The sequence below is a fragment of the Terriglobia bacterium genome (assembly GCA_020073085.1).
GTDB lineage: Bacteria > Acidobacteriota > Terriglobia > JAIQFV01 > JAIQFV01 > JAIQFV01.
In genome coordinates this window covers 21,337-47,334 of record JAIQFV010000029.1, presented here as the reverse complement: position 1 = coordinate 47,334, position 25,998 = coordinate 21,337, and the positions used below count along the sequence as shown (strand labels likewise).

Below are 25,998 nucleotides of genomic sequence, written 5' to 3'. Positions count from 1 at the left end.
TCAGCCCAGTTTGTCGCGGTTTGAAAATGCGGTGTCACGACAAGAGCTCCTGCGTTTGGGGGAAGCGTTGGCCGACGGGGTCATCGCCCATCACACCGCACGGCTGAAGGGGAAAGCCCGGTGGATTACCGTCGATTTGGATCCGACCGATGATCCCACCCACGGGCAGCAGCAGTTGAGCTTCTTCAACGGCTACTACGACAGCTGGTGCTATTTGCCGATGGTCGGGACGATGCGCTTCAACCACGAGGCGGAGCAGTATCTCTGGACCATCGCCTTGCGTCCGGGCAACGCCGCGCCGGCCGAGGGCGCCATCCCCTTGCTCTCCCGAATCCTGCGGCGCTTGCGGGAGGCCTTTCCGCGGGCGACGTTGCGCGTGCGGCTGGATGCCGGATTCGCCACCCCCGAGGTGTTCGAGTTTCTGGAGGCCGCCGGAGTGGAATACGTCGTGGCCATGGCTGGTAATACGCGTCTGCTGAAACGGGCCCGTCGAGCCTTGGCTCTGGCGCGGTTGAAATCGTGCCTCAGCGGAAAGACCGAAGCCGTCTACACCGAAGCGCGCTATCGGGCGGGAACATGGCGGCGTCCTCGCCGAGTCATTATCAAAGCCGAGATCGTGCGGGACGGCGTGCACGAGGCGAAAGACAATCCCCGCTTCGTGATCACCAACCTCCGCTACCGGCCCGAAACGGTGTATCGCCACTACCGGCAGCGGGGGCAGATGGAAAACCACATCAAAGAACTGCATCACGGTGTGGAGATGGATCGCACCAGCTGTACGAGTTTCTGGGCCAATCAGTTTCGGGTGTTGCTGACGGCGGCCGCCTATGTCCTGATGCAGCAGCTGCGGCATTGCGCCGAGGGGACCGAGCTGGCGCGCGCCCAGGTCAGCACGCTGCGAGAACGGCTTTTGAAACTGGGCGTGTGGGTGAAACGCTCGGTCCGTCGAATCGTGTTGCATCTGCCCGCTCATTATCCTTGGTTTCCTTGTTGGAAACGGATCGCGGCAGCCTTGGGGGCCACCTCATGATCGAAAGAGACCCTCTGGTGGAATCCCTCTTTGACTTCCGCCGGGAGAAGTGTGCGCTGAAAAAGTCCGCGATCCTTCGTCTTCATCCTTTTCGACTCAAAACAGGACTGGAAACGGATTTTCTCTGACTCTAAGAGTTTTCTCGTGTCCCTCACCGGAGCAGACACGAGCGAACTTCGGTCATTTACGGCATTCTTTTGAGCTTCATGAATAATCCGGGCTAGGGCCAGACTTTCCCCAGCCGGGCCAGCACGGAGGCGAACATTTCGATTCCGTCCCACAGGTTTTGCAGCCGCAAGTTCTCATCGGACGCATGCTGGTTGTTGTCATGATTGACAATGGGGAATCCGATCACGGGGGTCTTGAGCTGTTCGACGAAAAGGTACATCGGGACGCTTCCACCCAGCGAAGGCATTTTGACTACAGACTCACCAGTGGACTGCTCGATCACGCTTATCAAAGCTTTGGAAAGCGGCAGATCCATGGAAGTGCGCGCTGCGGGATAGCCCGGACCCCAGGCAAGCTTGACGATCTTTGGATGGGCTCGACGGATCTCCATCGTCGGGGTTTCATGAACGATAAAGAATCCCTGCCGGAGGATGTGCTCTTCGACCTGTGACCGCACCCGGTCAGGTGTTTGATCAGGCACCAAGCGAAAATCGATCGATGCAATCGCCTCGCTCGGGAGTGAGTTGGTTGTTTTTTCGCCGACATGGCCCGACTGGATGCCACGAAAGTTGATGGCCGGGCTGAGGATCCGCTCCGCCAGTACTTCTTTCCCCCCCTCGTTCCAGGCGAGCCCAAGATCATGGCGCAGTTGTGCATCGACAGCGGGAATCTCATTCAGGGCGCGATGCTCGGAATCGGTGAGTGGCCTGACGTCATCGAAGAAGTGAGGGATGCGAATTCTACCCTCGCCGTCCCGGAGGCTGCTTAATAGATCAGTCAGCAGAGCGATAGGATTGGGAGCCCAGTTGCCATAATGCCCGCTATGCAAAGCCCGGTTGGGGCCATAAACCGTCAATTCCAATTCAGTGATGCCGCGTGCTCCAAAGTAGAGCTGCATACGGCGGGTCTGATGAACCGGCCCGTCGCACAGAAGCCATGCATCAGCTTTCAAGAGGTCCTTATATTTTTCAAAGAAGGACCTCAGATGGGGCGACCCGGCCTCTTCTTCACCTTCAAGAAACAATTTGAGATTGACTGAAAGCGAAATGTTTCCCGCACGGAGGGCATCGAGCGCCGCCAGCAAGGCCATGATCGGCGCCTTGTCATCACTGGCCGAGCGCGCGTACACACGCCATTCACCCGGCAGCGGTGATTTCAACGAATCGAGTGAGATTTCATGGCCACCATCCTCCAGCGGACGGTCACGAATCATCATCTTCCAGGGATTGCTCTTCCAGAGTGATGGATCGACCGGTTGGCCATCATAGTGCGCATAAAGGGCGACGGTCCGAAGGGCCCCGGGAGAAAGCAACTCTCCATAAACAGCCGGAGGGGCATTATTGATCTGTAGAAGCCGGGTGCGAATTCCACGGCGCCCAAGCATTTCCTTAAGCACGTCCGCATTTCTTTTGATATTGGTCAGATCGGATGCAACATTGGGGATCGAAAGGAGATCGTCAAACTCTTTGAGGATGGCCACATCGTGTTGAATTCGGTATTGACGGGCCTGTTGCGAAATGGATGAGGGGGAGGGAGTCCTATCCTGCGCCAGAAGAAAATGGGGGACGCCAATGGCCATTGCCAACAGAAAAACCAATCGAAGAATGATTGCAGAAGGTTTCGGCATCGCAATTTCCTTTCCGGGGCAATTGATTGTCGCTGTGCAGTACTGAGATCCGATGCCATGCATTTTGGAACACCCCCGTGCATTCTGCAACTGCAATCCTCTTTCGATGAATCGGTGGAGTGTACATTCACCACGTCTGTTCTCCCGATGGAGAAGGGTGAGGTTGAAAATCCAATCGGTCTCCGGGATGATCACTATTGAATTAAGCCTGAATTCCGAAGTTAAGGGCGCCAACGAAGCTTTAGGCTCTTCGATTCAGATCGATTGGAATGGAATGAAGGAAGAATGGAATTGTTCCGCCTTTGGAGGGACCGGAGAAAGAGGGAGAGACGTCTGACTCTGTCCTGTCGGTCGATGCTTTTCGAGCGGGGCAGCTGTCGCTCCAGGCCCGGAGGGCTCGAAGAATGTAGCCCCGTCTGAGCCCCGCGTTTTTCTTTTTGCGGGGCGAGGGCGGGGTACACATGAGAGAAAATGTGAGAGCCCTGCTTGCGGGGCGAAACGGTGCCCTCAGTTCCAACTAGACCGAACGTCCTCTTCGATGCCTTGCACTCGGAAAGATTCCGGCCACTCTTGCGGAAAAGAGACCTTGCGAGGGCGCTTCCGCTGCCAGGAAAATCTCCAGGGTCCCGATATCGCTTCGTGAATCCAACCGCTGGAGTTGGGCTCCACTCATTCGAGAAGCGAGAAGGGTAACGGGATGCGGAGAGAAAGCATTTCGGGAAGGGAAATACAGTGGATTTATTGGATGGTTGTCCGAAGCTCCATTCGACAGATTCTTTCGCCCCGCCAGCGGGGCTCGGAGGTCATTTTTACGACCGGTACCCCACCCTCGCTCCGTCCCGCATAGAGCGCGGGACAGAGCTTCAGGTGGGGCTTCCATTCTAGAGGCCCTCCGGGCCTGAAGAGAAGCTCAGGCGAGGCTATGCGCCGCGGCGCAAGCGCCCTCCGGGCCCAAAGGGACAGAAGCCTTATTCGAAAAGCATCTACTAATGGGAATTGAATCCCCCTTCGACATTGATCATGGCCTTCAGCATCGGAATTCGGGTTAAGGATGCAACTGGGGGTGTTAAGAAAATGCAGACGCGGGCGGCAGGGGCAGTCTGATTTCAGATGGCTGCCCCCGTCGCCCCACCACAAATGCGAATCAGTCCATCACTTTGGCGGTCACAACGAGGATCATGGCACCGCTCGATCCGTCCGTATTGGCCTTTCCAACGACTACCTTCTTACCATCGCGGACATCTATATCGGTCTCAATGCCGGTGTCCTGGTATTGAACGTTTAGGGACTTCTCAGCAGATCCCGGCAAAACGAGAGGTACTTTCGCGCCAAGCCTCAGGCGATCTATTCTGATTGTCCGACCTTCAACGCCATCGACGATATTAGCTGACCGAAACTGGAAGTTATAAAAAATTTTGTAACCCTCCGAAGTACTAGGAGCGACCCCGCTCACGTGTCCCGTTTGTCCATCGCGAACGCGCACCACCATCGATTCCGTCAGACGGAAGCCTTTGTAGGGGAAAAGCCCCTTCAACTGGTCGACTACTCCTTGAAGCTCCGGAGTCACTCCCGACGAGGGCTCGACTTGTTCAGACGCGCTCAAAAGGTAGACGGTCAGCTCAATGTTCTTCGCACTCGTGGGCGGCACGTCGAGCCTCTTGATGGCATCCTCGATTGCAGGCATAGTATCCCGATCGCATGAAACGGCCAGCACCTTGAGATCGCGGTTGGGAATGAGCTGGGCATTGAAAACCCTCAAGGGTTGAGACAGTTCAACCACATCCGCGTACTTGACGGTGAAAATCTTCGTCACCCATCCTGGTTTTTGCACGATCTGTTGGGACTTTTCGGATGGCGTTTTGGTTGTTGCTTCCTTTTCCTTATCCGATTGCGCCGCGCCGGGCTGGTTGAGGATCAATAGGCCCAGGATCACCAGCAGCGCCACACAAACGGAATGGTGCGTGAGTGATTTCATTTCATTCTCCCTTCTTGTCAATTAACCAAATGATGTCTATATCAGGATCCTTGGACACCCATTTAATGACCAAGGGGTCCGGTTTCCGTGGAAGTTCGATCTTGAACAGATCAATACGCATCGGCACAATCTGAGCTATTTCAATACTCGGGTTCACGATTGCCAGAGGTTGCTTTACGGCCACTTCTCCGGTCGGGGCCGCAGGCTTGGGGCGCTGGACGGCGCGGCGGGGCATCGCTGGACTTGACCTCAACCCGGCGCGTTGCGACCCTTGATCGTGCTGAGTATCGGAGGGCAGGGGAGCGGGGGACACTTTCGGCGCAACCGGTAGAGCGACATTTTCTCTGGACCGGTCCGCCAAATCCTGACGGGGACCTCTGGACCGGTCGAGTCTCAACAGCGCAACGGCAAGGAAGCCAATCACAAGGATGGCCAGGACAGCATAATTCCATCTCCCGCCGAACAACACTCCAAACCTACTCTCCATGGGGCGAGATATCGGTTCAGAAGAAATTTGCCTCAGGACGCTCTTCCTCAGCTCTTGGAGCAATGTCTCATCGACCGGTTCGTCGTTCATCTCATTCAGAGTGGCCAGGCTGCACTTCAGCTGTGAGGCCAAATCATGGCACCGGGCGCACGCATTGAGATGCTCCTTGACTAGCCGGGACTTTCGCCCCTCGAGATCGCCCCCGGCATACATGCCGATCAGTTGTTCAAAATCTTCGCACTTCATGGTTTTCGCCTCAGCAAACGCTCCGTGAACTTCTTAATCTTTAGTCTCGCCATGGAAACCTGTGAGCGGACCGTCCCCTCGGAGGAGCCGAGGATTCGGGCTACTTCGCTAGTTGGAAGGCCTTCGATGTCCCGAAGAACAATCGCTGTTCGTTCTTTTTCGGGCAGTCTTTTTAAGGCTTCCGCCACGATCCGCCTTTCTTCCTCCCGGTTCAGGTTCTCGTCGGCGTGTGGCGTTGAATTCAACGCCTGGATCTCTCCGGTTTCCAGGAATTCATCCAGCGAGATGGTGTCTGCCCTGCCTTGTTTGCGGCGGATGTCATGGCAGGCATTTACGGTCATCCGATAAAGCCAGGGCGCCAGGTCACGTTGCTCGTCGACGCGGTGAATAAACCGGTGAAACCGGAGGAAGACATCTTGCGTTGCGTCCCGTGCACTATCGGGCTGTCCGAGCAACCGTAATGCTGTCAAAAAGACCCGTCTTTCGTGTCGGATCATCAGTTCTTCAAAGGCGCCGAGGTCACCGGCTTTCGCTCGTTTGATCAGCAGGGAGTATTCCTTACTGACCAGCGGATCGGATGCCTCCAACATTGAACCTGTCATCATCAGTGGGGTGTCTCGAAATTCAAGCTCCAAGTTTTCCTCGCCACATCCAATTGACCCTTCATAACAGATCTACTGCGGTCACAGGAAAATCGTTGAAGGAATTCTGTCTTAAAACGGGAATATGTGAGCGATTTGGCAAGCAGCGGTTCCGTTGGATTTTCGAATCGGTGCAGTGTCATCAGTTGGGTGTGATATGGTGAGGCGGGCCATCGGGGCCGATGTCGCGAGCAATGGCTGCATCACCGGATGATTCTAATGATTGAAAAAGGCTTTCGCAAGCTGGTAAGATGGCCCACTTGTCTTGGCCTGAACCCCGCGAATGAATCAGCCCTGGTCCGGCACACCGCAGAGGTAAGGCGATCCATCTGATAGAAAAGGTACAGAGGAGGTCATCGCAGATCGAAAGGAAAAACTCCTGAGGAGGCCTTCTCCGGCACTTCACGGGGTCCCCTCTCCAACACCATGCCAAATAAACATAAAGTGGCTTACTTCTCTATGGAAATCGCCCTCGATCCGGCGATTCCAACTTACAGTGGAGGTTTAGGCGTTCTTGCGGGTGACATGCTTCGCTCGTCGGCGGATCTGGGCGTTCCCGTGATTGGTATTACCTTATTGCATCGGAAAGGTTACTTTCGCCAACGAATTGATGGGCAGGGCATCCAGGCTGAAGAGCCGGAGGTTTGGAACCCCCAAGAAGTGCTGGTGAAGATAGAGCCCCTGGTCAAAGTAATGATCGAGAATCGGGTCGTTGGGGTCCGAGCCTGGCAGTACCTGATTCAGGGCCATTCCGGCCATACTGTGCCGGTCTATCTGTTGGACACGGCCTTGCCGACCAACACGCCCTGGGACCAGTCCTTGACCGATTGCCTTTATGGCGGCGACGACCACTACCGTTTTTGTCAGGAAGTCGTGTTAGGGGTCGGGGGTGTGGAATTTCTGCGTAACCTGGGCGAGGATCAAATTGAGAACTTTCACATGAATGAAGGACACTCCGCCCTGCTCTCCCTGGCTCTGCTCGAACAAGTGCTTGAGGGTCGCAATTTCAGTTCAGTGACAGAGCAGGATGTGGACGCCGTCCGGCGCAAGTGCATATTCACCACTCACACTCCGGTCCCGGCAGGACATGACCAGTTTCCACAAGAGCTGGTGGTAAAGGTCTTGGGAGAGAAACGGGAAAGCTTGCTTCAGGCCACGCACTGCTGTTCGAATGGCGGGGTGAATATGACCTACCTGGCCCTTCGCTTTTCTCATTACATCAACGGTGTGGCGATGCAGCACGGCGAAGTGTCCCGGGACATGTTTCCTCGATATCCCATCAGTGCGATTACCAATGGCGTGCATGCGGTGACCTGGACTTCACCTTCGTTGCGAGAGGTTTTTGACAAACATGTTCCCGAATGGAGACATGACAACCTCTATCTTCGTTATGCCATCGGGATTCCCATCCAGGAGATTCGCGATGCCCATCTCCTCGCGAAGCGGGCGTTGCTTGAAGAGGTCAAGAAGTGCACCCGGATGCAAATGGACGAAACGGTGATGACTCTCGGTTTTGCGCGTCGGGCCAGCACCTACAAACGCGCCGATCTTCTCTTTTTCAGTCCTGAACGGCTGAAGTATATCGCCCAGAACGTGGGTCCGTTCCAGCTCATTTTTGCGGGCAAAGCGCATCCCCATGATGAAGGGGGCAAGGGGGTCATCCGGCGGGTCTTTGATGCGGCCACTGCGTTGAAGGACATTGTGAAATTCGTCTACCTCGAAGACTACGACATGCACTGGGGGCAATTGATGACCGGCGGGGTTGATCTTTGGCTGAATACTCCCAAGAGGCCGCAGGAGGCCTCCGGAACCAGCGGGATGAAAGCGGCGCTGAACGGGGTGCCCAGCCTCAGCGTGTTGGACGGCTGGTGGGTTGAAGGCCATGTCGAAGGGTTTACGGGTTGGGCGGTCGGGCACGGCCCGGGATTACTTGAAGACAACTATTCCGAAGCGGCGTCCTTGTATGAAAAACTGGAACTCATCATTCTCCCGATGTTCTATGGCCGGCCGCTTTCCTATGCCAAAGTCATGCGTTCCGCCATTGCCCTCAACGGCTCCTTCTTCAATACGCAGCGCATGGTGTCGCAGTATGTTTCCAATGCGTATTCGCTGGATAATGAGGGCAGGTGATAGGAAATAGGTGATAGGAAATAGGGTATAGGGAATAGGTAATTGACAATAGGTAACGGGTCTCAGTCTCTGGGATGAAAGACCACGGTCGGCAAGCAATTCAAGAAACTTGTTCTCATTGATCAGGGGCCGATAGAGATGGATAAATCTCAGAGCACCCTCTCTTCTGACCTACCCCCTATCACCTATCACCTATCACCTATTACCTTCTGCAGAACCCTTGATGCATCTCAAACAATTCTGATGGACTGAATCCTGTCGCCCTTTGAAATCTGTTTAATGACGTCGATCCCCGCGGTGACCCGACCGAAAACCGCATACTGACCATCCAGCGAGGGTTGTGGGTTTAGGGTGATATAAAACTGGCTGGACGCGCTATCGGGGCTCGTCGCGCGGGCCATGGCGACAACGCCTGCGGCTTCGTGCTTGAGTTCAGGATGAATTTCCAGCTTGATCCGTTCTCCGGATCCGCCCGTCCCGTCCCCCTTCGGACAACCCCCCTGGATAACGAATCCCGGGACCACTCGATGGAATGTCAAACCGTCATAGAAATTCCTCTGCACCAGCTTTGAGAAGTTCGCGGTCGTGTTGGGTGCTTTCTCGGCGAACAACTCGAACTCGATCCGCCCCTTGGAAGTCTCAATGACGGCCGTGGGTACCGCGGGTTTGGGCGGGGGCGGTGGGGGTGCCACCTCCACCGGCTTTTCCGGTTCCTTTTTCTTTCGACGCCAAAAGAAGCCCATTTCGGTTTTTCCTTCCTGACGGGATTTATGCCTTCAACGCTTTGAGATTATCACAACTCTTGTACTTCCTACAAAAAACTACCGGAAAGCAGGGTCGAAAGCATAGACAAAGGGGATTGATGGAGCAATCCCTATTTTACGGCTTGCGCCTTGCCCGCTCTGATTTGACCTCATTCCGTTGATCCTGCATTCGTCTCAATTATAAGCCTTCTGACTCCAGCGGGGTGTGTGACTGCTGTCACAGCCTGAAAGGTCCCCGGCTTCACTCATATTGATATGAGAGGTTCAGGCAGGGAAGCTCGACGTTAGGCGATCCAGGGGAAACAGGGAACCGCTCTTACAGGGCCGGAGCGATGGCGGGGAAGGTGGTTTCAAGTCCAGAAGGTCTCAATCCCGATGGGGAGTCCTCCCCGCGTCACGATTCTCTCCATGAAACTAAAAAAGGCAGTCTGCGCAGACTGCCTTTTCCCAACCAAAATATTTTCGAAAATACTTTAAGGTTGCCACATGATGCCTTCGGAGGCTACGTTCGCTGTGAGTAGTCGTCCTTCGGGCAGACCCAGTACATGCCGCCGGGCCGGTCGGCCGACCTGACAAACTTCGTTGCCACCATGCTTTCGCCACATTGCGGGCATGACTTTGCGTAGTTCGTCAGTTCCCGGTCGGTCATACTGGCGCGAGCTGTCTTCGAAATCTTCTTTTCTGCCATGTCAGTTCGCTCCTTTCCTGCTTCGCGCCTTCGTGGTTCTCGCCCGGTCGGGGCCCCCAGATCCGCTTAAGCACAAACTGAAAACGCGAAAGAATACAATTAACGGGACCGAGGCGCAAGTGATTTTACGCACAAGACAAAGTTGTCCGCCCTGCACGTTGGCGAGAATTGTCTGAACCCGGAGGGTCCACGGCCTTCACTTTGGAATCCGGGTTCTATGCGGTTGGAGCCGAGGCGTGACTCTCGCTATTCGAGGATTCACGCGGAAGGGCGGGTTCGGTGCCACTTATTGAAGATGTAAGAAATCACGCTGTCGATGGGGTCCCTTTTCTCAGCGTACTCTTCAGGAGTCAAATGATACTGCCAGAAGGCGCGGCTTTCGGAGCGGAACCGCTCTTCGCTTAGAGGAGCGGCGTCGTGCGTCAGTTTGCGTTCTTTAATCCGCTCCAGGATTCTCTCTTCGCAGGCATCGTACACATTGCGGAGTTGAGGATCGAGATCGAGGTAATAACGAAAATCTTCACACGACCAGAAAACGCGGGATTTGTACTCCGTAAAGGGAGAAAGGGACGGCAGGGCGGAAGGATCGTGGTGTTCCAGCACAATATAGGTTTCCTTCCCGGTCTCATGTCCGAAGCGCAGTTCATCATTCATCCCGCTGGAGAAGACCATCCGCGGAAGATAGGCGACCACCTTGTCGCTGTTAATCCCGATCATCCATTCCAGGTCCCGGACGATGGTGTGGTTGGAGATGGCCCGCTTATCTTCCTCGCTGAAGTGGGGAGCGAGGTCGTGACTCGAATCGATGGCGGCGGGATCGAATACCGTGAACCGCTCTTTCAGGAACTCAACGAATCGCCGAACTTTGGGTTTTTCTTCTTCAGGCAGATGGGTCATCGGATAGCTGGCATAAACGGGGGGTTTGTGAACAAGGTCCAGGAGGATGGTCTTCAGCGTCTCGGTTTGACTCTCCGCAACGACAAAGTGGCGGACACCCAGAATTCGGGCAAGCATGTTGGTGATGTAAACTTCGAATTCCTGCCATTTGACGATGTCGGCGACGGTGAGGTGAAGGTATGCCCCCGGGTGGCCTCGAAGCTTGCGATGAATCTGTTGGGGGCCCTGGATCACCGTCAGCATCAGATCCGGACTGAATTTCCGGACTTCGTTGAATGAAAGGCCTTCCTTCAGCCCGGACCGCATCAGAAAAGTGGCATGGACATCGACCAGGTGCATCTTTTGGACTTCAGAAAGCCGCTGATGTATCCGCTCAAACGCGGCCACACGTAATGCCGTCAGGGTTTCCTTCGGGGCATTCAGGATGTTGCCACTTTCCAGCGACATCCCACTTTCTTGCACCAGGTTCATGATCTCATGCCCGACGTTATGAACCGCCACGCGCTCACTGCCGAGGTCGGTTTGCACCCGCCGGAGGCACTCGCTGGTCGAAGCGCCGGAGACCCCCGTTACCAGAATTCGCGAGAAAGTCATGGCTTGACTAATTCTTCTTCTCCGTCGGCGGAGCGGCGGGTGGGACAACGGGCGGTTTGGGCGGGCTGGGGGGTGACGCCGGTGGGAAAAACTGCTCGTTCAATTCAACTTTTTCAGATTTCTTGATCCCGTCGAGGGACTGTTCGAGTTTTTCGCGACGGAGAGTGTTTTCTATATCGGATTTGGCCTCATCCTTGGTTCGAGTTTTCCGCTCCTCAACCAGAATCACATGGTACCCAAACTGGGTCTTTACGGGCTGGCTGATTTCTCCGGGCTTCAGAGCAAAGGCGGCCGCATCGAATTCCGGAACCATCTGCCCGTGGTGGAATGTCCCCAGATCTCCCCCGCGGGGGGCGGATCCCTGGTCGTAGGACTCCGCTTTGGCGACGGCGGCGAAGTCCGCACCGGGCATCGTCACCTGCTTGTAGATTTCTTCCGCCTTGGCCTTTGCCTCCTCATCCGTCAACTCCTTCTTCCCTTCGGGAAGCGGGGCGGGGCTGCTCTTCGGGCGGATCAGGATGTGCCTGGCCTTCACCTCGTCGTAGTCCTTGAGATGGGCGGTGTAATACTTCTGGACTTCGTCATCACTTATTTTTATGTCGCCCTGTATCTTCTGAACCAGCGCCTGCACCAGGGTTTGATCGGCCAGCAGGTTGAGTCGTTTCTTTACGGTCGGCTCCTCATCGACTTTCTGTCGTCTTGCCTCGTCGGAGAGGATGAGAAGTTGACTGAAATCGTCAGCAAACTTCTGCTTGCCAGGCCCGCTGTAATAGTTCCGCTGTTGGGCGGGAAAGATCTCCATAATCTGATTGAAATCCGTCACAGTAAGTTTATGGTCGCCCACGGTCATAATGACCATATCCTTTGGAAAAAGTGGCGGCTGCGAGGACTGAGTGGCGCTCTGTAGAACCGGCGCGGGGGCCGCAGGCTTCGGTGGCGTTTGAGGGGGTGGGGCGGGCGCCGGATTCGGGGTCTGCGCGTGGAGAATAATGGCACAAAGTAGCAGTGTCAGGACCGCGACAAGTATCTTTGCCTCGCGCTTCAAATTCAAAAATCTCAATTGCATTGAAAGCTCCTTGGTGGTTTTAGATTTCGACGGCCCAATATATATGAAAGCAGAGGATTTTACCATTAGAGATCATGGGCGGCTTCGGGGGATGGCGTTGATCTGAGCGCCTGCGATTCGATGACGAAGGCCTTCAGCCGGTCCGTCAATTCCCGCCCTCCGAGCTCGAGACACTCCATGTGGGCGGCGCCATGGATAGGATAAAACGTCTTGGGCGGCAGCGCCGCCTCAAACAATCGCTGGCCCTGAGCGAAGGGAATCACCTGATCACGATCCCCATGAACTATGAATTTGGGCATCTTGAGCCGCCTGATTCGATCGAGTGAATTCCAGTCATTGCTCATAAAGTGATAAACGAATCCTGGAATGAAGAAGTAATGCGCTTTTCCGACCTCTTCAAAAGAGGTGAATGGGGACTCCAGGATCAGACCTCCACAGGGGTGGTCAAGAGCCAGCTCAATCGCAACGGCGGTCCCCAGAGACTCGCCATAGAAAAACAGTGAACCGGGGTCAACATGTTTGTGTTGAATCAGGTATTTGTAAGCCGCGGCCGCGTCACGGTAGAGCCCCGCCTCCGTGGGGGTGCCGCCACTCCAGCCATAACCACGGTAGTCAATCGCAAAGATGGTGAATCCCTGGGCAGCAAGGGAGACCAGACGTTCGACGCGATCAAACAGGCTTCCTGCATTGCCGTGAAGGTAGAGGACCGTCGCTGGTGACGGAGAAGCCGGGCTTTGGGAGGCAATCAGCCAACCGCTCAGACGAACTCCGTCGACGCTCTGAAGCCAGATGTTTTCCACGGCGAATCCCGGGGTGGGAGGGAGGGCTCTATTTATTGAAATCTTTTCGGGGAAGAAAATGAACTTGTTCTCTGCCAGCCGCAATAGAAGCACGATCGCTACGAGAGCGACCAGAACACGCGCCGCGATCATTGCCAACGTCTTGAACTCCATGTATGCGTCCCACTAGGGAGCAAATGAAAAATGCTTATCTTCCTTACTGACGACGAGCGCGATTTCCTTTTTCCCATTCAAACGGATCTTGACCACCACAACATTCCCCCTGGAATGGGAGCTTTCGAGTTGAAAGGAAGTGATCTTGCCTTCGGCGTAAAAGCTGGAATCTCCCCAATCCTCCAGGAAATCGCTGTACTTGTAGCTGGGCGCAGGCTGCCAAAGTTTATAAGCAGACGGATAGTCGCCGGCTACAACGAGGTTAAAAAACTGCTTGATGCGCATTTCCTCAAAAATATTGTAGTACTTTATGAACATTCCCACGATGATCAGCAATCCCATAAACGCGTATAGCTTGATCCGCAGGCGCCGGTCCGCTAGAAATGGCATGAGAAAGTCCTTTCTACCCGATCTCAAAATCTTATCACAGGCCCCCGGCGGACTGAAACTTTATCGGGCCGGCACAGGAACGGGGCGACATTCGGGGAGTCCTCCGTGAAGGGATCCAGGATGGGAGGATACTTTGCAGAGTCGTCTCATTTTCACCCTGCTCCAAATTCGTTTGCCAAATGAATTTGCACTGGATAGACTGAATGCATCGCTTCGTTGAAAGGGTTATGGGATGACCGCTCAAGTGCTGGATGGCACGAGCATTGCCAACCAGATTTATGCCGAACTTGGCCACGACATCGAGGGACTCAGGAAGGCCGGACACCCGCCGGGGCTTGCTGCGGTGCTGGTGGGGGACAATCCGGCGTCGAGGATTTACGTGAATCGAAAGGTGGCGGCCTGCGCCCGCATGGAAATAGTCAGTCGAAAGATCGAACTTCCCCAATCCGCAAGTACGCCGGCGGTTTTGAGCGAGGTGGACGCTTTAAACGCCGATGATTCAATCGACGGAATTCTCGTTCAGCTGCCCCTTCCTCCCCAAGTGGATGAGAAGGAAGTTCTGTTGCGGGTCTCCCCACAAAAAGATGTTGATGGGTTGCACCCTTCGAACCTGGGAGCCCTGTTGATGGGGTACCATGCCTGGGCTTCGTGCACCCCCAGCGGGGTGATGCAGATGCTCCGCCGGTCGGGAGTCGAGGTGGAGGGCAAACGCGCGGTGGTGGTGGGGCGGAGTGTTTTGGTGGGACGTCCCCTGGCCATTCTATTGATGCATGCCCATGCCACCATCACCGTCTGCCATTCGCGGACCAGGAACCTGGCTTCGGTTTGCCGGGAAGCCGACATTCTCGTTGCCGCCATCGGTCGCCCCCTCACGATCACCCAGGAGTATGTCAAGCCGGGTGCCGTGGTCGTGGACGTCGGGATAAGCAAGATTAGTGATCCCGCGCTTGTTTCCAGGGTCTTCAAAGACGATCCCGGGCGTTTGGCGGAGTTTGAGGAAAAGAAATATTTGATCGTCGGCGACGTCGATCCCGTTTCGGTCAGTCGTGTGGCCGGGAAGCTTTCCCCCGTGCCCGGTGGCGTGGGGCCCTTGACCATCGCCATGTTGATTCACAACACGGTGTGCGCGGCACGATTACGGCAGAGACATCCCTCATAGCGCAACATTTTCTGTCGCCCGACTTTTGAGCGCCAATGGAGCACTGATGCGGCGAATCGGCTTGACGGGAGGAATCGCTTGCGGAAAAACGACTGTGTGCCGGTTCTTTGAGGCCCTTGGAGCGGGTATCATCAGTGCCGATGAAGTGGCCCATCAGATCGTCCAGCCGGGCGAAGAAGCTTACGTCAAGATTGTCGAGGTCTTCGGCAGCGCGATTCTCAATGAGGACAAAACCATCAACCGCTCTGCCCTTGGCACGCTGGTGTTCAACAGTGGTGATCTGCGAACAAAACTCAACGAGATCACACACCCCATCATTATTCGCCGCACGACAGAAATGATGGAAGCCATGGGACAGAATCATCGCCATCCGGTTTCGATCGTCGATGCCGCCCTGATGGTGGAAACCGGGAGCTACAAGCGATTCGAGAAGGTGATTGTGGTCTGGTGTACTGAGGCCCAGCAAATCGAGCGGATCCGATTACGATGGAAGTTTACGGAGCAGGAGGCGAGACTCCGGGTCAGCGCCCAGATGCCCCTGTCGGAGAAGCGGCGTTTTGCGGATTACGAGATCGATACTTCGGGAACCCTGGAGCACACCCAAGAACAAGTTCGAACCCTCTACCACACCCTTCTGAGCCTTCCGGAATAAATCGCTCCTCACGAGGCCACCAGACACTGGCGCAGCAATTCTCCTTCGCCCATGCCCCGGCGAGCCGTGGTGAAGAATAATCCCTGATTTTCTCTAAAAGTGTTCCAGGAGATCCGCGAATTGACTGACCACGATGAGGCGGGGAAGGTCGGTACGCACCGGAACTTTCTCGAAATGCCAGGTCACGGCGTGAGGCACAAAAACGGCTCCCAGCCCTGCCTCCAGAGCAGGATTCACGTCGCTGCGCGGGGAGTTTCCAATCATCCAGGTAATGGACTTATCCAGGACGAGGTCGCTGGCGACCTGATGATAAGTCGCGACATTCTTTTCAGGAACCACGACAACCTTTTCAAAAAGTCCCTCGAGGTTCGATTTCTTCACTTTGGAGGTCTGCTCGCGCGAATTCCCCTTAGTCAACAAGAAGAATCGATGGCGCTCGCGGAGGGATGCCAGGGTCTCCGCCACCCGGGGAAGCAGTTCAATACGGAAATCATAGAGCGACGATCCCAGTGAATCAATGTGCCGAAGAGTGGACTCCAGATGGTTTCGATCGCCGGCGAAGAAAGTGTAAGTTTCTCTCAGGGAGCGGATGAAATTCTCGCTGCCGTAACCAAAGAGTTCAATGTTCTTCTGTTCTGTTCGATCGATCCGGGCTTCCACTTCGGGACGGCTCACGCCCAGGACATCCGTTAAAGTCAAGAACCTCTCCCGCACCTCCTCGTAATAAATGTTATTTTCCCAGAGGGTGTCATCCGCATCGAAGATGAGATTCTGTTGAGTCATCATGGATTCAAAACCATCGCGAACTGCTCACTCCGGGTGAATGCCGAGTGACTGCATCTCGCGAACCAGCTGGTCCTTTCCCTGGAAGGGAATTGCGACCCATCCCAGGCGGCAAGCCGCTTCGACATATGCCGGAATATCGTCCACGTAGAACATTCTTCCCGGGGTCGTGCGTGCCGCCTCGGTCGCGGCCTGATAGATCCGATCGGATGGCTTCATTGCACCCACTTCATGCGAGAGCACCTGGCAATCGAAGACCGAGAGAACCGGAAACCGGCTCCTCAGGAAGGCCGCATGCATCGCGTTGGTATTTGAGAGCAACACCAGCCGGTATCGAGGTTTGAGCTGCTCGAAAAAGGATGCGTCGAGAATCAATTCATCCATGAAAATATCCGACCAGATCGGAATGAAATCCTCAAAGCTCACTCCAAGTTGAAGATGGGCGGAGATCTCCCGGTAGAATTCCTCGGAGGTGAGTGTGCCCGATTCAAACCGGTTCACCAAATCCGTTTCCCTCATTTTTGCCAACAGCTCGGTCGCCCGGTACGGGGTTCGGCCTTCCAACTTGCGGATCGCCCGCATCGGATCGAAATCGATGATCACCTTGCCGAGGTCGAAGACAAGTGAATCAAACCTGGAATTTCCAGTTCCATTCATGGGTCGTCTGTCGCCGGAAAAATTGGACGCGGCGGCTTTCGCGGATGCAATTGGAATTAACAAGCATCCATCATATCAAAGAGCGTGAAATTTGGAAAATGGTGTGGGAAGGGGAACGCGCCGATTTCGAAATCCTTTCAGTCGCTTCACCTCAGAATCTGCTTCAACAAGGACAATAAAACTCAATCATTGGGAAGCCAGGAGTACAGGAGGCTAGGAACCTTCAATCTGAAGAGGATCTGATGATCGTGCTGCGGCAGGCCTTCCTTCGACACCCGATCCCACGGTGTCCTGGCTTCCTGATAAAACCTGGTCCTGGGTCCAACTCGTCCGGATCAGCTCTTGTCTTTATTGCGGAATGGCAAAAGTTCCCCCAATTCAGCCTTTATGTGCAATCACTCAATGCGAGGAGCCCTCGACGACCCTCGAAAATGCATCCCCCGTGGGGTGGGTTTTTCAAGAAATGGTCTTCAGAGAGGCCACCAGTGCTTGAAGGGCCTGGCGGGGATTCGGCGCTTCCAGGATGGGGCGTCCAATCACAAGAAAGTCCGCGCCGGCTTGAAGGGCAGCCTCCGCGGTGGCAATGCGCACCTGGTCATCGAGGACTGCATTGGCAGGACGGATCCCCGGCGTCACAATCAGAAAGTCCTTTCCACAGGCCTCCCGGATGTGCGCGATCTCAAGCGGCGAGGCGACCACTCCGTCAAGACCTGCCCGCTGGGCCATATGGGCCAATCGTACGGACTGATCCGCCATGGGAAGGGAGAATCCAATCTCGCGCGAGTCAGCCTCTCCGATGCTGGTCAGCATGGTGACCGCAATTAAACGTGGGCGCTCCTCCGGGGAATACTTCTCGGCTAGCGCATGCGAGGCCGCCTGAAGCATGGTCATGCCGCCGCTGGCATGAATATTGACCATGGCCACTTTCAGGCGAGCAGCCTCCACCACCGCTTTGGCGACGGTCTGAGGAATATCGTGGAACTTCAGGTCAAGGAAGACCCGCGCCCCCAGCGCCACAATCTCCCGGACCAGATCGGGCCCACAGGCGGTGAACAACTGGCTGCCGACCTTGAAGTAGCTCGCCTGGGGCATGAGCTCATTCACACATTCGAGGGCACGGGCGCGAGAGTCCATATCCAGAGCGACAATGATTCGATCCTCGATCTTCATCGCCGGCATTCTAACAGGAATTCGCCGCGGATGGTGTAGAACAACGTTCTTCAGTTTTGATGACGTTTGTGTTATGTTCCGCCTTCAAAAAAGCATCAAAAGACAGAGCCAGAGAGTGATCCAAGGATCAATCCTCGAATAATCATCGGGGGCGAACCTCTGGAAATTCAATCTGACATTACGCATGCGCAGAACGGGTCAACCTCTATTTTTTCCACCTGTACGCTGATCAGCTATCTTTTTTTGAAGGCTCGAATGGATCGATCTGCTATAATGCGATCTCTATCCAGCTTTGATTTTCACGCCCGTTCGGCCAGGAAGGCCCGTCGTCCGCCGTGGCCGAGGTCATTCTGAAAAACCAGAAAGTCCCAACTGACACACCCCAATTTGAAGAGCGAGGGAGCTCTGCAGAAATGGAAAAGCTTCTTGAAGGAAAGAAAGGGCTGGTGGTGGGGGTTGCAAACAAACGGTCTATTGCCTGGGCCATCGCGCAAGCTTGCGCCGATGAGGGCGCGAAGCTGGCGCTGACTTACCAGGGTGAGCGGCTCGAGGAATGGGTGAAGGAACTTGCCGAGACTCTGGAAGATCCCCCTCTGGTGATCTCCTGTGACGTGTTACACGACCCACAGATCCGGCATGTCTTTGAGGTCATCGAAAACAAGTACGAGACCCTTGACTTTCTGGTTCACTCAGTCGCGTTTGCCTTGAAGGAGGACCTTGAGGGGCATTTTGTGGACACTTCGCGCGAAGGATGGCGCATTGCCCAGCAGGTGAGCGCCTACTCGCTCATCGCGCTTTCGAAGTACGCGTTGCCGCTGATGAAGAAGAACGGGGGCTCCATCATGACGATGACCTACCTGGGAAGTCAGCGCGTGATCCCTCATTACAACGTTATGGGAGTGGCCAAGGCCTCTCTGGAAGCGACGGTGCGTTACCTGGCGGCGGATCTGGGTGCGTATGGGATCCGCGTCAACGCGGTCTCGGCGGGCCCCATCAAAACGTTGGCCGCCATGGGCATTGGCGGGTTTTCGAAACTGCTCGAATTCCACCGCGACCATTCCCCGCTTCATCGCAATATCGAGGCTGCGGAAGTGGGAGACACGGCGCTCTTCCTGGTCAGTCACTTGAGCCGGGGGATCACCGGGACTACGATCTTTGTGGATGCGGGTTACCATATTCTTGGCGCATAGGGCAGGTCGACCGGACGGGTCGATCGGTAAAGGAGAATACTTTTGGCCGAACTCAAGTGTGCGACCCCCGAGGGGACCGCTCGATACCGCGGCCGATTGAAGGCCCGCTCGGTGGATGGGCACTTTCGGTTGCAGCAAGGCCTCTGGATGTCCTCCATCGGGATTGGCACTTATCTCGGGGGGGACGACGAAGCGAGCGATGCCGCCTACACCAGCGCGATCGTCCATGCTGTCAATCTGGGTACCAACGTCATCGACACCGCCATTAATTACCGCTTCCAGCGAAGTGAGCGCTCGGTGGGGACGGCGCTCAAACAATTATTTACCTCAGGTCAATCGTCGCGCGATGAATTGATTATTGCGACCAAGGGCGGATTCATCCCGTTTGACGGCCACGCCCCCCAGAGCCAGGAGGACATGCAGTCCTATTTTGAGAAAAACTTTATCCAGCCGGGCATTCTGTTTCGTGAGGACATCGTCGCAGGATGTCACTCTTTGAAACCCCGATACCTCCAGAACCAGCTTGATCGGTCGCTCCAGAATCTCGGAATCGAGAGCATTGATATTTATTACTTGCACAATCCTGAAACACAGTTGAGTGAAGTTCCCCGGCAGGAGTTTTACAAACGGTTGTTGAGCGCCTTTGAGATGTTGGAAAAGAACGTCGCTGCAGGAAAGATCCGGATGTACGGGACGGCAACGTGGAATGCCTACCGGGTGGCCTCGACCGCGCCTGACTACATGTCGCTCAATGAAATGGTCCAGCTGGCCAGAACCGTGGGCGGAGACGGGCACCATTTCAAGGTGATTCAACTCCCGTTTAACCTCGCCATGCCCGAAGCCTTTGGTTTTTGGAACCAACGCTCCCAGGAAACTCAGACTTCTACCCTCAAGTATGCGGAAGACATGGGTATCACTGTCATGGCAAGTGCTTCAATCCTGCAGGCACAACTCGCAAAAAACTTGCCCCCGCAAATCGTAGAGATCCTCAACGGAAGTCTCAAGAGTGATGCCCAGCGCGCCATCCAGTTTACCCGGTCTACCCCCGGCATAAGCGTCGCGCTTGTAGGAATGAGCCAGGTCTCCCACGTGGAGGAAAATTTGAGGTTGGCGGGCGTTGCTACTCTCCCATTTGAAAAGTATCGGAGATTGTTTAAGGATTCGGGAGCCACGGGTTGAGGGCAAGGTGTCGGGCTTCAGGTGCCGGGTGTCAGGTGTAGGTGATAGGTAATAGGTGATAGGGGGTAGGGAAAAGAAGCCGGAGGCCGGAAACCGGAAGCCAGAGGTCAGAAGATGAAAGTCAAAAGACCGATTATGGATGGGGATCACGATGTGGTGTAGAATTGGGCCCTTCGCCTCAAATTTGATTCGTTGAGTTTTAACCTCGAAATTCTATCCCCCCCCTTTCTCCACCCCCTGGGCCTTCTTCCCCGTTACATGAACCCCAACTCCAACTGCTGCGCCACTTCCTCGTGCGAGGGCGATTTCAGGCTCGAGGCATGGGGAATTCCATACTTGTCCCTTAATTGATGAATCCTCTCCTGGATCCGCTTCGTGTAGTCTTCCGGAAGATATGGAGTGCGAGAGAACATCCGACGGTAACGTCCGGTCAACTCCGGAAAGTGCCTATCCAAAAACGGGAAAAACTGTGTTTGAGCCGAGGGCATCAGGAAAACGACACTTGCTAGGAGATGCCCTGCCCGGGCGTCCGCGGCCGCCCGAACAACAGACTCCATGTTCTCATCTGAGGTTGTGATTTCGGGAAGCAGGGGCATCATAAAGACTCCAGCTGGAATGCCGTTTTCGACCAGGGTGCGAACGGCCTTGAAGCGCAAGGTGGGACGTGGAGCTCGTGGTTCCAGCAAGCGGGCCAACCGCTCGTCAGTGGTGGTGATGGAGAGATTCACCTGGACCCGATTGCTTCCCACAATTTTCTTCAACAGGTCCAGATCACGGAGCACCAGATCGGATTTCGTCGTAATGGAGAACCGCACTCCGCGAGCCATCGACAGAGTCTCAAGGATCTGGCGGGTCACCTTAAATTCGCGTTCAGCCGGCTGATAGGGATCGGTTGCAGTTCCAATCGCAAGGACTGCGTCTTTGACCCGGCGAGGGGTAAGTTCCCGCCTCAGAATCCTCGCAGCGTCTTCCTTGGCGTAGATCTTTTTCTCGAAGTCAATCCCGTGGCGCAGTTCCATAAACTCGTGGGTGTACCGGGCATAGCAATACTTGCACCCGAATTCACAGCCGCGATAGGGATTGATTGTCCACTGGAACGGCATCGAAGGGTTTGAGCACCGATTCAATATCGACTTCGAGGCGAGCGAGAGATACTGGACGTCCTTCTTCTCAATGGTCAAGTCGCTTTCCGCTGCCAAACGAGCAATTCCGGAGAGAGGGAGAGGTGAGCTGAATGGCTCTACATCTTCCATCAGGTCTTGTTGGAGTTCGCTGCGACCCATCGCCTCACATCCTTTCTAAAAGTCAACCCCGCCTTTCGGCGGGGTTTGTCAAAAGTAGGTTTGGTCGACCTTGAGAGTGGAGAGATATTCGCTTTTTATTCGCCTTTTGTCAAGAACAAAATGTGCCTGCCGAGCGGGGGCATAGAACCTGACCTCCATTGGAGGCCCAGATGATCATTTCCCGGTACTAATGACCATTCGAGCTCCTCCTGCCCTCAATTGCCGCCCAATTTGAAATTCACTGTAATTGTTGTAATGACCTCGACCGGTTGGCCATTCAGCAAAGTGGGACGGTAGCGCCACTGTTTGACCGCTTCAATTGCGGCCGGAACAAGAAAGGGATGACCGCTCTCCACTTGGACGTCTTGAATCGTCCCGTCCTTAGAGATTATCGCTTCCAGCACCACCGCACCCTGGATATGGTTTTGCTTTGCCAAAAGTGGGTAGACTGGAATCGGCGCATAAATCAGCTTGGCCTGTTGGACCCCCCCACTGACCGGGATTCTGATGGGCTTTAAGGGTTCCGTTCTTGGGGCGGGGGGCGGAGGAGCAGGGGCTGGCCACATACGAGGCAGCCACCTTGGAACCGCGCCTTGTGGGCTACCTCCAGGCACTCCCGGAATGCCGTCCGGAGATGCCGCAGGCGGCGAAACCGGTGGTCCCTCGTCGAAAATTCTGGCGGCGATCGGAGGAATTTCCGAAGGCACTTGAATCTGATTCGGATGGACCTCTGTCACATGCCTTTCAACGCCAATTATTCTTACGGCATGCATCGCGGGAGGAGGAGGTGCTGATGGAGGGGCCGTGAGAAAGTAATTGCGAATCTGGCTTACGGGAAGCGCCTCCGTGTAAATCAACGGGATCAGGACGAGGAACATCAGGGTCATCAGGTGAACCCCCAGGGAAAAAACAACAGTCATGGGATTTCTGGAGTCCCCACTCTGGGATCTTTTCATATCCATTGTGTCGAACATCGCCGTGACCTCCTTTCGATTTTGATCCTGAATCGAACTCCTCCTCTGACCGAACGGGGCCGTCCTCCGCATGAGACCCCCGCACACCGGCGGAACCCCGTTCCTGTTACGGCTTCCAATTGGGCTTCTTCTAATGGATTAGACGCTGGGCGGAGTTTGAAGTTCCAATTCTTCTTCCCGCTGTTATCACCTGGAAATAATGATAGACTTGGAGAACGGGGAATTTCACGCGGGGCGGAATCTTCGATTAGTTGGGCAATCAAGCGACGAGGTGGGTCATGGAGAAGAAGGCGATCGTTTACGGTATTCGGATGTTTGATGCGGAAGAACTGGATGAGGTGCCGGAGGCATACGTGCTCATGAAAGATGGCACAACGAACACCATCACGTTGCACTTGATCGAAGGTTCTCCTGAAGAGTGTAAGACCCAACTGCTTCAGTCCCTCGATGCCTTCTTCGAATTGAGTGAATAGCCGGGATTCTCGTTGCGAGGAGTCCCAGGACCAAGTACGCCACCGTAAACACGGCGGATCCCAGGTTTTTGAGCAGAACTGCGTCATGGCAGAGGAATCGAGGCCTGGGAACAATTCTGCCAGATGGAGGACGGTACCTCAGTTCCAGGAGCAGGAGGCTCCTGGTCATTAAGCTTTGCGTCCGCTCCCTTACAGGGTGGGCCGGGGATATTGAAATCGATCTCAGCTGTTCTCTGAATGGGTGTTTGTGCGACGCGCATTAATGACATGATTTGAGAGAATCAGACGCATCCGTTTCCAGATGCTGGATTCAGGGGAAGTGGAATCCCCCGTGAGATAAAGTACTGCGTTTGCCGCCTGAGGGGGAACTGCCAGCGCGAGCAGGAAGGTGACCGCGTTTGCGCCCACCTTCCGAACTCGAGGACCGATGCTGCGATTGTGGAATGGTTTCATCGTGCCTTCCCTGGCCTTCAAGACAAGCAAAACTCTACTGTAATTTGAGTCTCTTTATTACCCTTCCGGGCATTCACACGCCAGGTGACCCACTAGCCTTCTGATGTCGGGGTCACGAGCGTTGCTACGGGACCGATCAAGCTTCCAACTCCCACCGGATCATCATGGCATGGTCCTCGTGAACCGTGTTGTGGCAGTGGAAAGGATAGCGCCCCGTCCAATCACGGAACCGCATGAAGAAGACCACCTGCTCGTTGGGATTCAATTTGACCACGTCCTTTCGGCCCTGTTCCCAGAGTGGAGGTACCAGTCCGTTGCGTGAGAGGATACGGAATTCCTCAAAGTGGATGTGTAACGGATGGCTCCACGATCCGCCCGAGTTCTGCAGTACCCAGAATTCAGCCGTATTCTGCTTCACGTGCGCCCGGATGGTGTTCACATCAAAGAACTGGCCGTTGATGGCCCAGCCGCCATTCTGCCGCTCAAATCGCCAGGTTCGGGTCTGGACGACCTCGGCGGGATTGATGGACGGCAGACTGCACAACTTGGAGGGAACCTGACTTGGGTCTTTGGCATCGTGATCCACGATGAACTTTAGAAGGGAGTCCCCGGGTAGCAGGATGTTGCCAGTGGGTCCGCGACCATCGATTTGTTCGAGGCGATTCTGGAGATATACCGTGTCTCCAAGCTTGTACTTGGAGAAGTCGATGATGACGTCGCAGCGTTCCGCCACGCCCATCCGAATTCCGCCGGTGCGCACGACGGGTATGGGCAAGAGGTTGCCATCTTCCGCAATCTGAGTCATGGGCGAATCGTCGCTCAGGTGAAACTGCCAGAAACGGGATGGACCGACACCGAGGAATCGGAATCGATACTTGCGACGGGCCACCCTCATGAAGGGCTGGATCGCGCCGTTGACAAGGTATTTGTCACCCAGCATGCCATCAAAATTGAAGTTGTCGAAGAACAGCATCCCGTTGGAATCAAACGCACGGTCCGCAAATATCAAAGGGACATCGTACTCGCCGCTGGGCAAACGCAAAGCCTGGGGGTTGGTGTCCTCCTCATCGCCGGAGTCCACATCGTCAAAAAGGAGGTGGAAGCCGACGAGACCGGCATAGGTATTTGAAGCCGTAAAATCGGCCCGGTGATCGTGGTACCAGAGGGTATGCAATGCCTCGTTCTTGTCGCCAATGCCGTTCGGGTCGGTTGTAAATCCCGGAAGCACGTGAGGATAATGATGGTCGTGAAATTGACCTGAATTGATGTAGTCGCCTGGGAATCCATCGCTCTCCGAAGCAGTATGGCCGTTGTGCAAGTGGGTCGATGTGGACGGGATGCCAAAACCCAGATTACTCGATTTGGGCAGGTCATTGTGGATTCGAACCAGGCAAGGCTCCCCATACCGAGACATGAAGGTCGGTCCTGGAAAATTCCCGTTAAATCCCCAAATGGGCTGCGTCGGCAGATCGGGATGGAAACTCCAGGGTGCTTGTTTCTCATGGAGTTCGTAAAACTTCTTCGGCAACAACTTGCTGTAAAGCTGATGTGGCGATCTTTGAATCGCATCTTCCGGAGAAATCCCGGCGACCGGATCTATGGGAGCGCCGATCAGTTGACTCTCAGGTATCGGCTGCGCAATCGGCATTCGAGGCAATTCGACCACCCATGGCCGTGTGGGCGGACTGCAAGATGTCTGTGGGCATTGGTTCCCTCCCACAAGCACACCTCCGCCGCCGTCATTTCCACCGCCGCCTCCACCATTTCCACCTCCTCCGCCATTTCCGCCTCCACCACCCCCGCCACTAATACCACCATCACCACCACCGCTTCCACCACTGCCACTTCCACCGCTGCCGCTTCCGGTACTGCCGCTTCCGGTACTGCCGCTTCCGGTACTGCCGCTTCCGCTGCTGCCACTTCCGGTGCTGCCGCTTCCGGTGCTGCCGCTTCCGCTTCCGGTGCTGCCGCTTCCGGTACTGCCGCTTCCACTGCTGCCGCTTCCACTGCTGCCGCTCCCGCTGCTGCCGCTTCCGCTGCTGCCACTTCCACTACTTCCAGTAACACCCCCCCCAGAATTGTCATTACTTGGCGGAGCACCCGGGGCTGTCGGCCCTACTGTGCGGCGACGAAGACTGTCGAGAATCTCACCAAGAACCCCATCTTTGCCCCCAGTTGCAGCTTGCTTCGCAAGCATTTTCAGAGGAGGGAACGTAACAGAGGCGCTTCCCAGGAGTCCCCACTTGATTACATTGCGCCTGGTGACATCTTTCTCTTCTATCTTGGCTTTCATTCTCTTGGCTGTCTTCTTCATCTCTGCTACCCCCAATTCACCCGATCTCTTGTCGTCTGGCTGGTCTGTCTTAGAA

Annotated in this window: 24 protein-coding genes and 1 pseudogene; 8 read left to right on the top strand and 17 right to left on the bottom strand. The window is 55.2% G+C overall.

Features of this window, described 5'->3' with window-relative positions; all coding sequences use genetic code 11:
* The coding region (locus tag LAO21_20220; protein MBZ5555048.1) for an IS1380 family transposase at positions 1 to 1,030 on the top strand (1,030 nt) is incomplete at its 5' end.
* A gap of 220 nt (positions 1,031 to 1,250) precedes the next feature.
* Here the strand turns inward: LAO21_20220 and LAO21_20215 are convergent.
* The 4 genes from LAO21_20215 to LAO21_20200 form a co-directional block, all read right to left on the bottom strand.
* Complete coding sequence (locus LAO21_20215) at positions 1,251 to 2,825, bottom strand: M20/M25/M40 family metallo-hydrolase (GenBank protein MBZ5555047.1); 1,575 nt, start codon at positions 2,823 to 2,825, stop codon at positions 1,251 to 1,253.
* Between the two features lie 1,144 nt (positions 2,826 to 3,969).
* The gene (locus LAO21_20210; GenBank protein MBZ5555046.1) at positions 3,970 to 4,800 is read right to left on the bottom strand and encodes a hypothetical protein; all 831 of its coding nucleotides are present in this window, start codon (positions 4,798 to 4,800) and stop codon (positions 3,970 to 3,972) included.
* Between the two features lies 1 nt (position 4,801).
* Positions 4,802 to 5,533, bottom strand: coding sequence for a zf-HC2 domain-containing protein (locus LAO21_20205; protein MBZ5555045.1), 732 nt, complete (start codon positions 5,531 to 5,533; stop codon positions 4,802 to 4,804).
* The gene (locus LAO21_20200) at positions 5,530 to 6,123 is read right to left on the bottom strand and encodes an RNA polymerase sigma factor (GenBank protein MBZ5555044.1); all 594 of its coding nucleotides are present in this window, start codon (positions 6,121 to 6,123) and stop codon (positions 5,530 to 5,532) included. The genes LAO21_20205 and LAO21_20200 overlap by 4 nt, the downstream gene beginning before the upstream one ends.
* Before the next feature lie 477 nt (positions 6,124 to 6,600).
* Here LAO21_20200 and glgP point away from each other — a divergent pair, with 477 nt between their 5' ends.
* Positions 6,601 to 8,304 carry an alpha-glucan family phosphorylase gene (glgP, locus tag LAO21_20195; protein MBZ5555043.1) on the top strand — a complete coding sequence of 568 codons (1,704 nt, stop codon included), beginning with the start codon at positions 6,601 to 6,603 and terminating at the stop codon, positions 8,302 to 8,304.
* Between the two features lie 230 nt (positions 8,305 to 8,534).
* Here the strand turns inward: glgP and LAO21_20190 are convergent, their stop codons facing one another.
* From LAO21_20190 to LAO21_20165, 6 genes are all read right to left on the bottom strand, one after another.
* Positions 8,535 to 9,047, bottom strand: coding sequence for a peptidylprolyl isomerase (locus LAO21_20190; protein MBZ5555042.1), 513 nt, complete (start codon positions 9,045 to 9,047; stop codon positions 8,535 to 8,537).
* A 523-nt stretch (positions 9,048 to 9,570) separates the two neighbouring features.
* On the bottom strand, positions 9,571 to 9,756 hold the full coding sequence (locus tag LAO21_20185; protein MBZ5555041.1) for a hypothetical protein: 186 nt from the start codon (positions 9,754 to 9,756) through the stop codon (positions 9,571 to 9,573).
* A gap of 258 nt (positions 9,757 to 10,014) precedes the next feature.
* Entirely contained in the window at positions 10,015 to 11,247 is a 1,233-nt protein-coding gene (locus tag LAO21_20180; GenBank protein MBZ5555040.1) for a hypothetical protein, read from the bottom strand.
* A 7-nt stretch (positions 11,248 to 11,254) separates the two neighbouring features.
* A complete protein-coding gene (locus tag LAO21_20175; protein MBZ5555039.1) occupies positions 11,255 to 12,313 on the bottom strand; it encodes a peptidylprolyl isomerase in 1,059 nt (352 codons plus the stop codon).
* Positions 12,314 to 12,378: 65 nt separating this feature from the next.
* Positions 12,379 to 13,266 carry an alpha/beta hydrolase gene (locus LAO21_20170; protein ID MBZ5555038.1) on the bottom strand — a complete coding sequence of 296 codons (888 nt, stop codon included), beginning with the start codon at positions 13,264 to 13,266 and terminating at the stop codon, positions 12,379 to 12,381.
* Positions 13,267 to 13,278: 12 nt separating this feature from the next.
* Positions 13,279 to 13,656, bottom strand: coding sequence for a hypothetical protein (locus LAO21_20165; protein ID MBZ5555037.1), 378 nt, complete (start codon positions 13,654 to 13,656; stop codon positions 13,279 to 13,281).
* Between the two features lie 232 nt (positions 13,657 to 13,888).
* Here LAO21_20165 and folD point away from each other — a divergent pair, with 232 nt between their 5' ends.
* The gene (gene folD / locus LAO21_20160; GenBank protein MBZ5555036.1) at positions 13,889 to 14,815 is read left to right on the top strand and encodes a bifunctional methylenetetrahydrofolate dehydrogenase/methenyltetrahydrofolate cyclohydrolase FolD; all 927 of its coding nucleotides are present in this window, start codon (positions 13,889 to 13,891) and stop codon (positions 14,813 to 14,815) included.
* Between the two features lie 46 nt (positions 14,816 to 14,861).
* Entirely contained in the window at positions 14,862 to 15,467 is a 606-nt protein-coding gene (gene coaE / locus LAO21_20155) for a dephospho-CoA kinase (GenBank protein MBZ5555035.1), read from the top strand.
* A 93-nt stretch (positions 15,468 to 15,560) separates the two neighbouring features.
* Here coaE and LAO21_20150 read toward each other — a convergent pair whose 3' ends face one another.
* The 3 genes from LAO21_20150 to pyrF all read right to left on the bottom strand — a co-directional run bounded on the left by LAO21_20150 (position 15,561) and on the right by pyrF (position 18,071).
* Positions 15,561 to 16,253, bottom strand: coding sequence for an HAD family hydrolase (locus tag LAO21_20150; protein ID MBZ5555034.1), 693 nt, complete (start codon positions 16,251 to 16,253; stop codon positions 15,561 to 15,563).
* Between the two features lie 24 nt (positions 16,254 to 16,277).
* Entirely contained in the window at positions 16,278 to 16,907 is a 630-nt protein-coding gene (locus LAO21_20145) for an HAD family phosphatase (GenBank protein MBZ5555033.1), read from the bottom strand.
* Between the two features lie 456 nt (positions 16,908 to 17,363).
* The gene (pyrF, locus tag LAO21_20140) at positions 17,364 to 18,071 is read right to left on the bottom strand and encodes an orotidine-5'-phosphate decarboxylase (protein MBZ5555032.1); all 708 of its coding nucleotides are present in this window, start codon (positions 18,069 to 18,071) and stop codon (positions 17,364 to 17,366) included.
* A 419-nt stretch (positions 18,072 to 18,490) separates the two neighbouring features.
* On the opposite strand from pyrF, the gene LAO21_20135 reads away from it, so the two are divergent.
* Positions 18,491 to 19,267: an enoyl-ACP reductase gene (locus LAO21_20135; GenBank protein ID MBZ5555031.1), complete on the top strand. Its 777-nt coding sequence runs from the start codon at positions 18,491 to 18,493 to the stop codon at positions 19,265 to 19,267.
* Between the two features lie 42 nt (positions 19,268 to 19,309).
* Positions 19,310 to 20,446: an aldo/keto reductase gene (locus LAO21_20130; GenBank protein ID MBZ5555030.1), complete on the top strand. Its 1,137-nt coding sequence runs from the start codon at positions 19,310 to 19,312 to the stop codon at positions 20,444 to 20,446.
* A 254-nt stretch (positions 20,447 to 20,700) separates the two neighbouring features.
* On the opposite strand, the gene LAO21_20125 is transcribed toward LAO21_20130, so the two are convergent.
* Positions 20,701 to 21,729 carry a radical SAM protein gene (locus LAO21_20125; protein MBZ5555029.1) on the bottom strand — a complete coding sequence of 343 codons (1,029 nt, stop codon included), beginning with the start codon at positions 21,727 to 21,729 and terminating at the stop codon, positions 20,701 to 20,703.
* Between the two features lie 215 nt (positions 21,730 to 21,944).
* Complete coding sequence (locus tag LAO21_20120) at positions 21,945 to 22,649, bottom strand: energy transducer TonB (protein MBZ5555028.1); 705 nt, start codon at positions 22,647 to 22,649, stop codon at positions 21,945 to 21,947.
* A 332-nt stretch (positions 22,650 to 22,981) separates the two neighbouring features.
* On the opposite strand from LAO21_20120, the gene LAO21_20115 reads away from it, so the two are divergent.
* Positions 22,982 to 23,176, top strand: a complete 195-nt coding sequence (locus tag LAO21_20115) for an allantoinase (protein MBZ5555027.1) — start codon at positions 22,982 to 22,984, stop codon at positions 23,174 to 23,176.
* 222 nt (positions 23,177 to 23,398) lie between these two features.
* Here the strand turns inward: LAO21_20115 and LAO21_20110 are convergent, their stop codons facing one another.
* Positions 23,399 to 23,629, bottom strand: a complete 231-nt coding sequence (locus tag LAO21_20110) for a hypothetical protein (protein ID MBZ5555026.1) — start codon at positions 23,627 to 23,629, stop codon at positions 23,399 to 23,401.
* A gap of 136 nt (positions 23,630 to 23,765) precedes the next feature.
* Entirely contained in the window at positions 23,766 to 25,277 is a 1,512-nt protein-coding gene (locus LAO21_20105) for a multicopper oxidase domain-containing protein (GenBank protein ID MBZ5555025.1), read from the bottom strand.
* A gap of 191 nt (positions 25,278 to 25,468) precedes the next feature.
* On the opposite strand from LAO21_20105, the pseudogene LAO21_20100 reads away from it, so the two are divergent.
* Positions 25,469 to 25,693 (top strand): annotated as a pseudogene (locus LAO21_20100) (pentapeptide repeat-containing protein).
* Positions 25,694 to 25,998 lie beyond the last annotated feature (305 nt).

Bases quoted from the DNA above. Each gene is read 5' to 3' on its own strand.
- LAO21_20215 (MBZ5555047.1), bottom strand. From the start codon at position 2,825: ATGCCGAAACCTTCTGCAATCATTCTTCGATTGGTTTTTCTGTTGGCA.
- LAO21_20210 (MBZ5555046.1), bottom strand. From the start codon at position 4,800: ATGAAATCACTCACGCACCATTCCGTTTGTGTGGCGCTGCTGGTGATC.
- LAO21_20205 (MBZ5555045.1), bottom strand. From the start codon at position 5,533: ATGAAGTGCGAAGATTTTGAACAACTGATCGGCATGTATGCCGGGGGC.
- LAO21_20200 (MBZ5555044.1), bottom strand. From the start codon at position 6,123: ATGTTGGAGGCATCCGATCCGCTGGTCAGTAAGGAATACTCCCTGCTG.
- glgP (MBZ5555043.1), top strand. From the start codon at position 6,601: ATGCCAAATAAACATAAAGTGGCTTACTTCTCTATGGAAATCGCCCTC.
- LAO21_20190 (MBZ5555042.1), bottom strand. From the start codon at position 9,047: ATGGGCTTCTTTTGGCGTCGAAAGAAAAAGGAACCGGAAAAGCCGGTG.
- LAO21_20185 (MBZ5555041.1), bottom strand. From the start codon at position 9,756: ATGGCAGAAAAGAAGATTTCGAAGACAGCTCGCGCCAGTATGACCGAC.
- LAO21_20180 (MBZ5555040.1), bottom strand. From the start codon at position 11,247: ATGACTTTCTCGCGAATTCTGGTAACGGGGGTCTCCGGCGCTTCGACC.
- LAO21_20175 (MBZ5555039.1), bottom strand. From the start codon at position 12,313: ATGCAATTGAGATTTTTGAATTTGAAGCGCGAGGCAAAGATACTTGTC.
- LAO21_20170 (MBZ5555038.1), bottom strand. From the start codon at position 13,266: ATGGAGTTCAAGACGTTGGCAATGATCGCGGCGCGTGTTCTGGTCGCT.
- LAO21_20165 (MBZ5555037.1), bottom strand. From the start codon at position 13,656: ATGCCATTTCTAGCGGACCGGCGCCTGCGGATCAAGCTATACGCGTTT.
- folD (MBZ5555036.1), top strand. From the start codon at position 13,889: ATGACCGCTCAAGTGCTGGATGGCACGAGCATTGCCAACCAGATTTAT.
- coaE (MBZ5555035.1), top strand. From the start codon at position 14,862: ATGCGGCGAATCGGCTTGACGGGAGGAATCGCTTGCGGAAAAACGACT.
- LAO21_20150 (MBZ5555034.1), bottom strand. From the start codon at position 16,253: ATGATGACTCAACAGAATCTCATCTTCGATGCGGATGACACCCTCTGG.
- LAO21_20145 (MBZ5555033.1), bottom strand. From the start codon at position 16,907: ATGAATGGAACTGGAAATTCCAGGTTTGATTCACTTGTCTTCGACCTC.
- LAO21_20135 (MBZ5555031.1), top strand. From the start codon at position 18,491: ATGGAAAAGCTTCTTGAAGGAAAGAAAGGGCTGGTGGTGGGGGTTGCA.
- LAO21_20125 (MBZ5555029.1), bottom strand. From the start codon at position 21,729: ATGGGTCGCAGCGAACTCCAACAAGACCTGATGGAAGATGTAGAGCCA.
- LAO21_20120 (MBZ5555028.1), bottom strand. From the start codon at position 22,649: ATGACTGTTGTTTTTTCCCTGGGGGTTCACCTGATGACCCTGATGTTC.
- LAO21_20115 (MBZ5555027.1), top strand. From the start codon at position 22,982: ATGGAGAAGAAGGCGATCGTTTACGGTATTCGGATGTTTGATGCGGAA.
- LAO21_20110 (MBZ5555026.1), bottom strand. From the start codon at position 23,629: ATGAAACCATTCCACAATCGCAGCATCGGTCCTCGAGTTCGGAAGGTG.
- LAO21_20105 (MBZ5555025.1), bottom strand. From the start codon at position 25,277: ATGCCGATTGCGCAGCCGATACCTGAGAGTCAACTGATCGGCGCTCCC.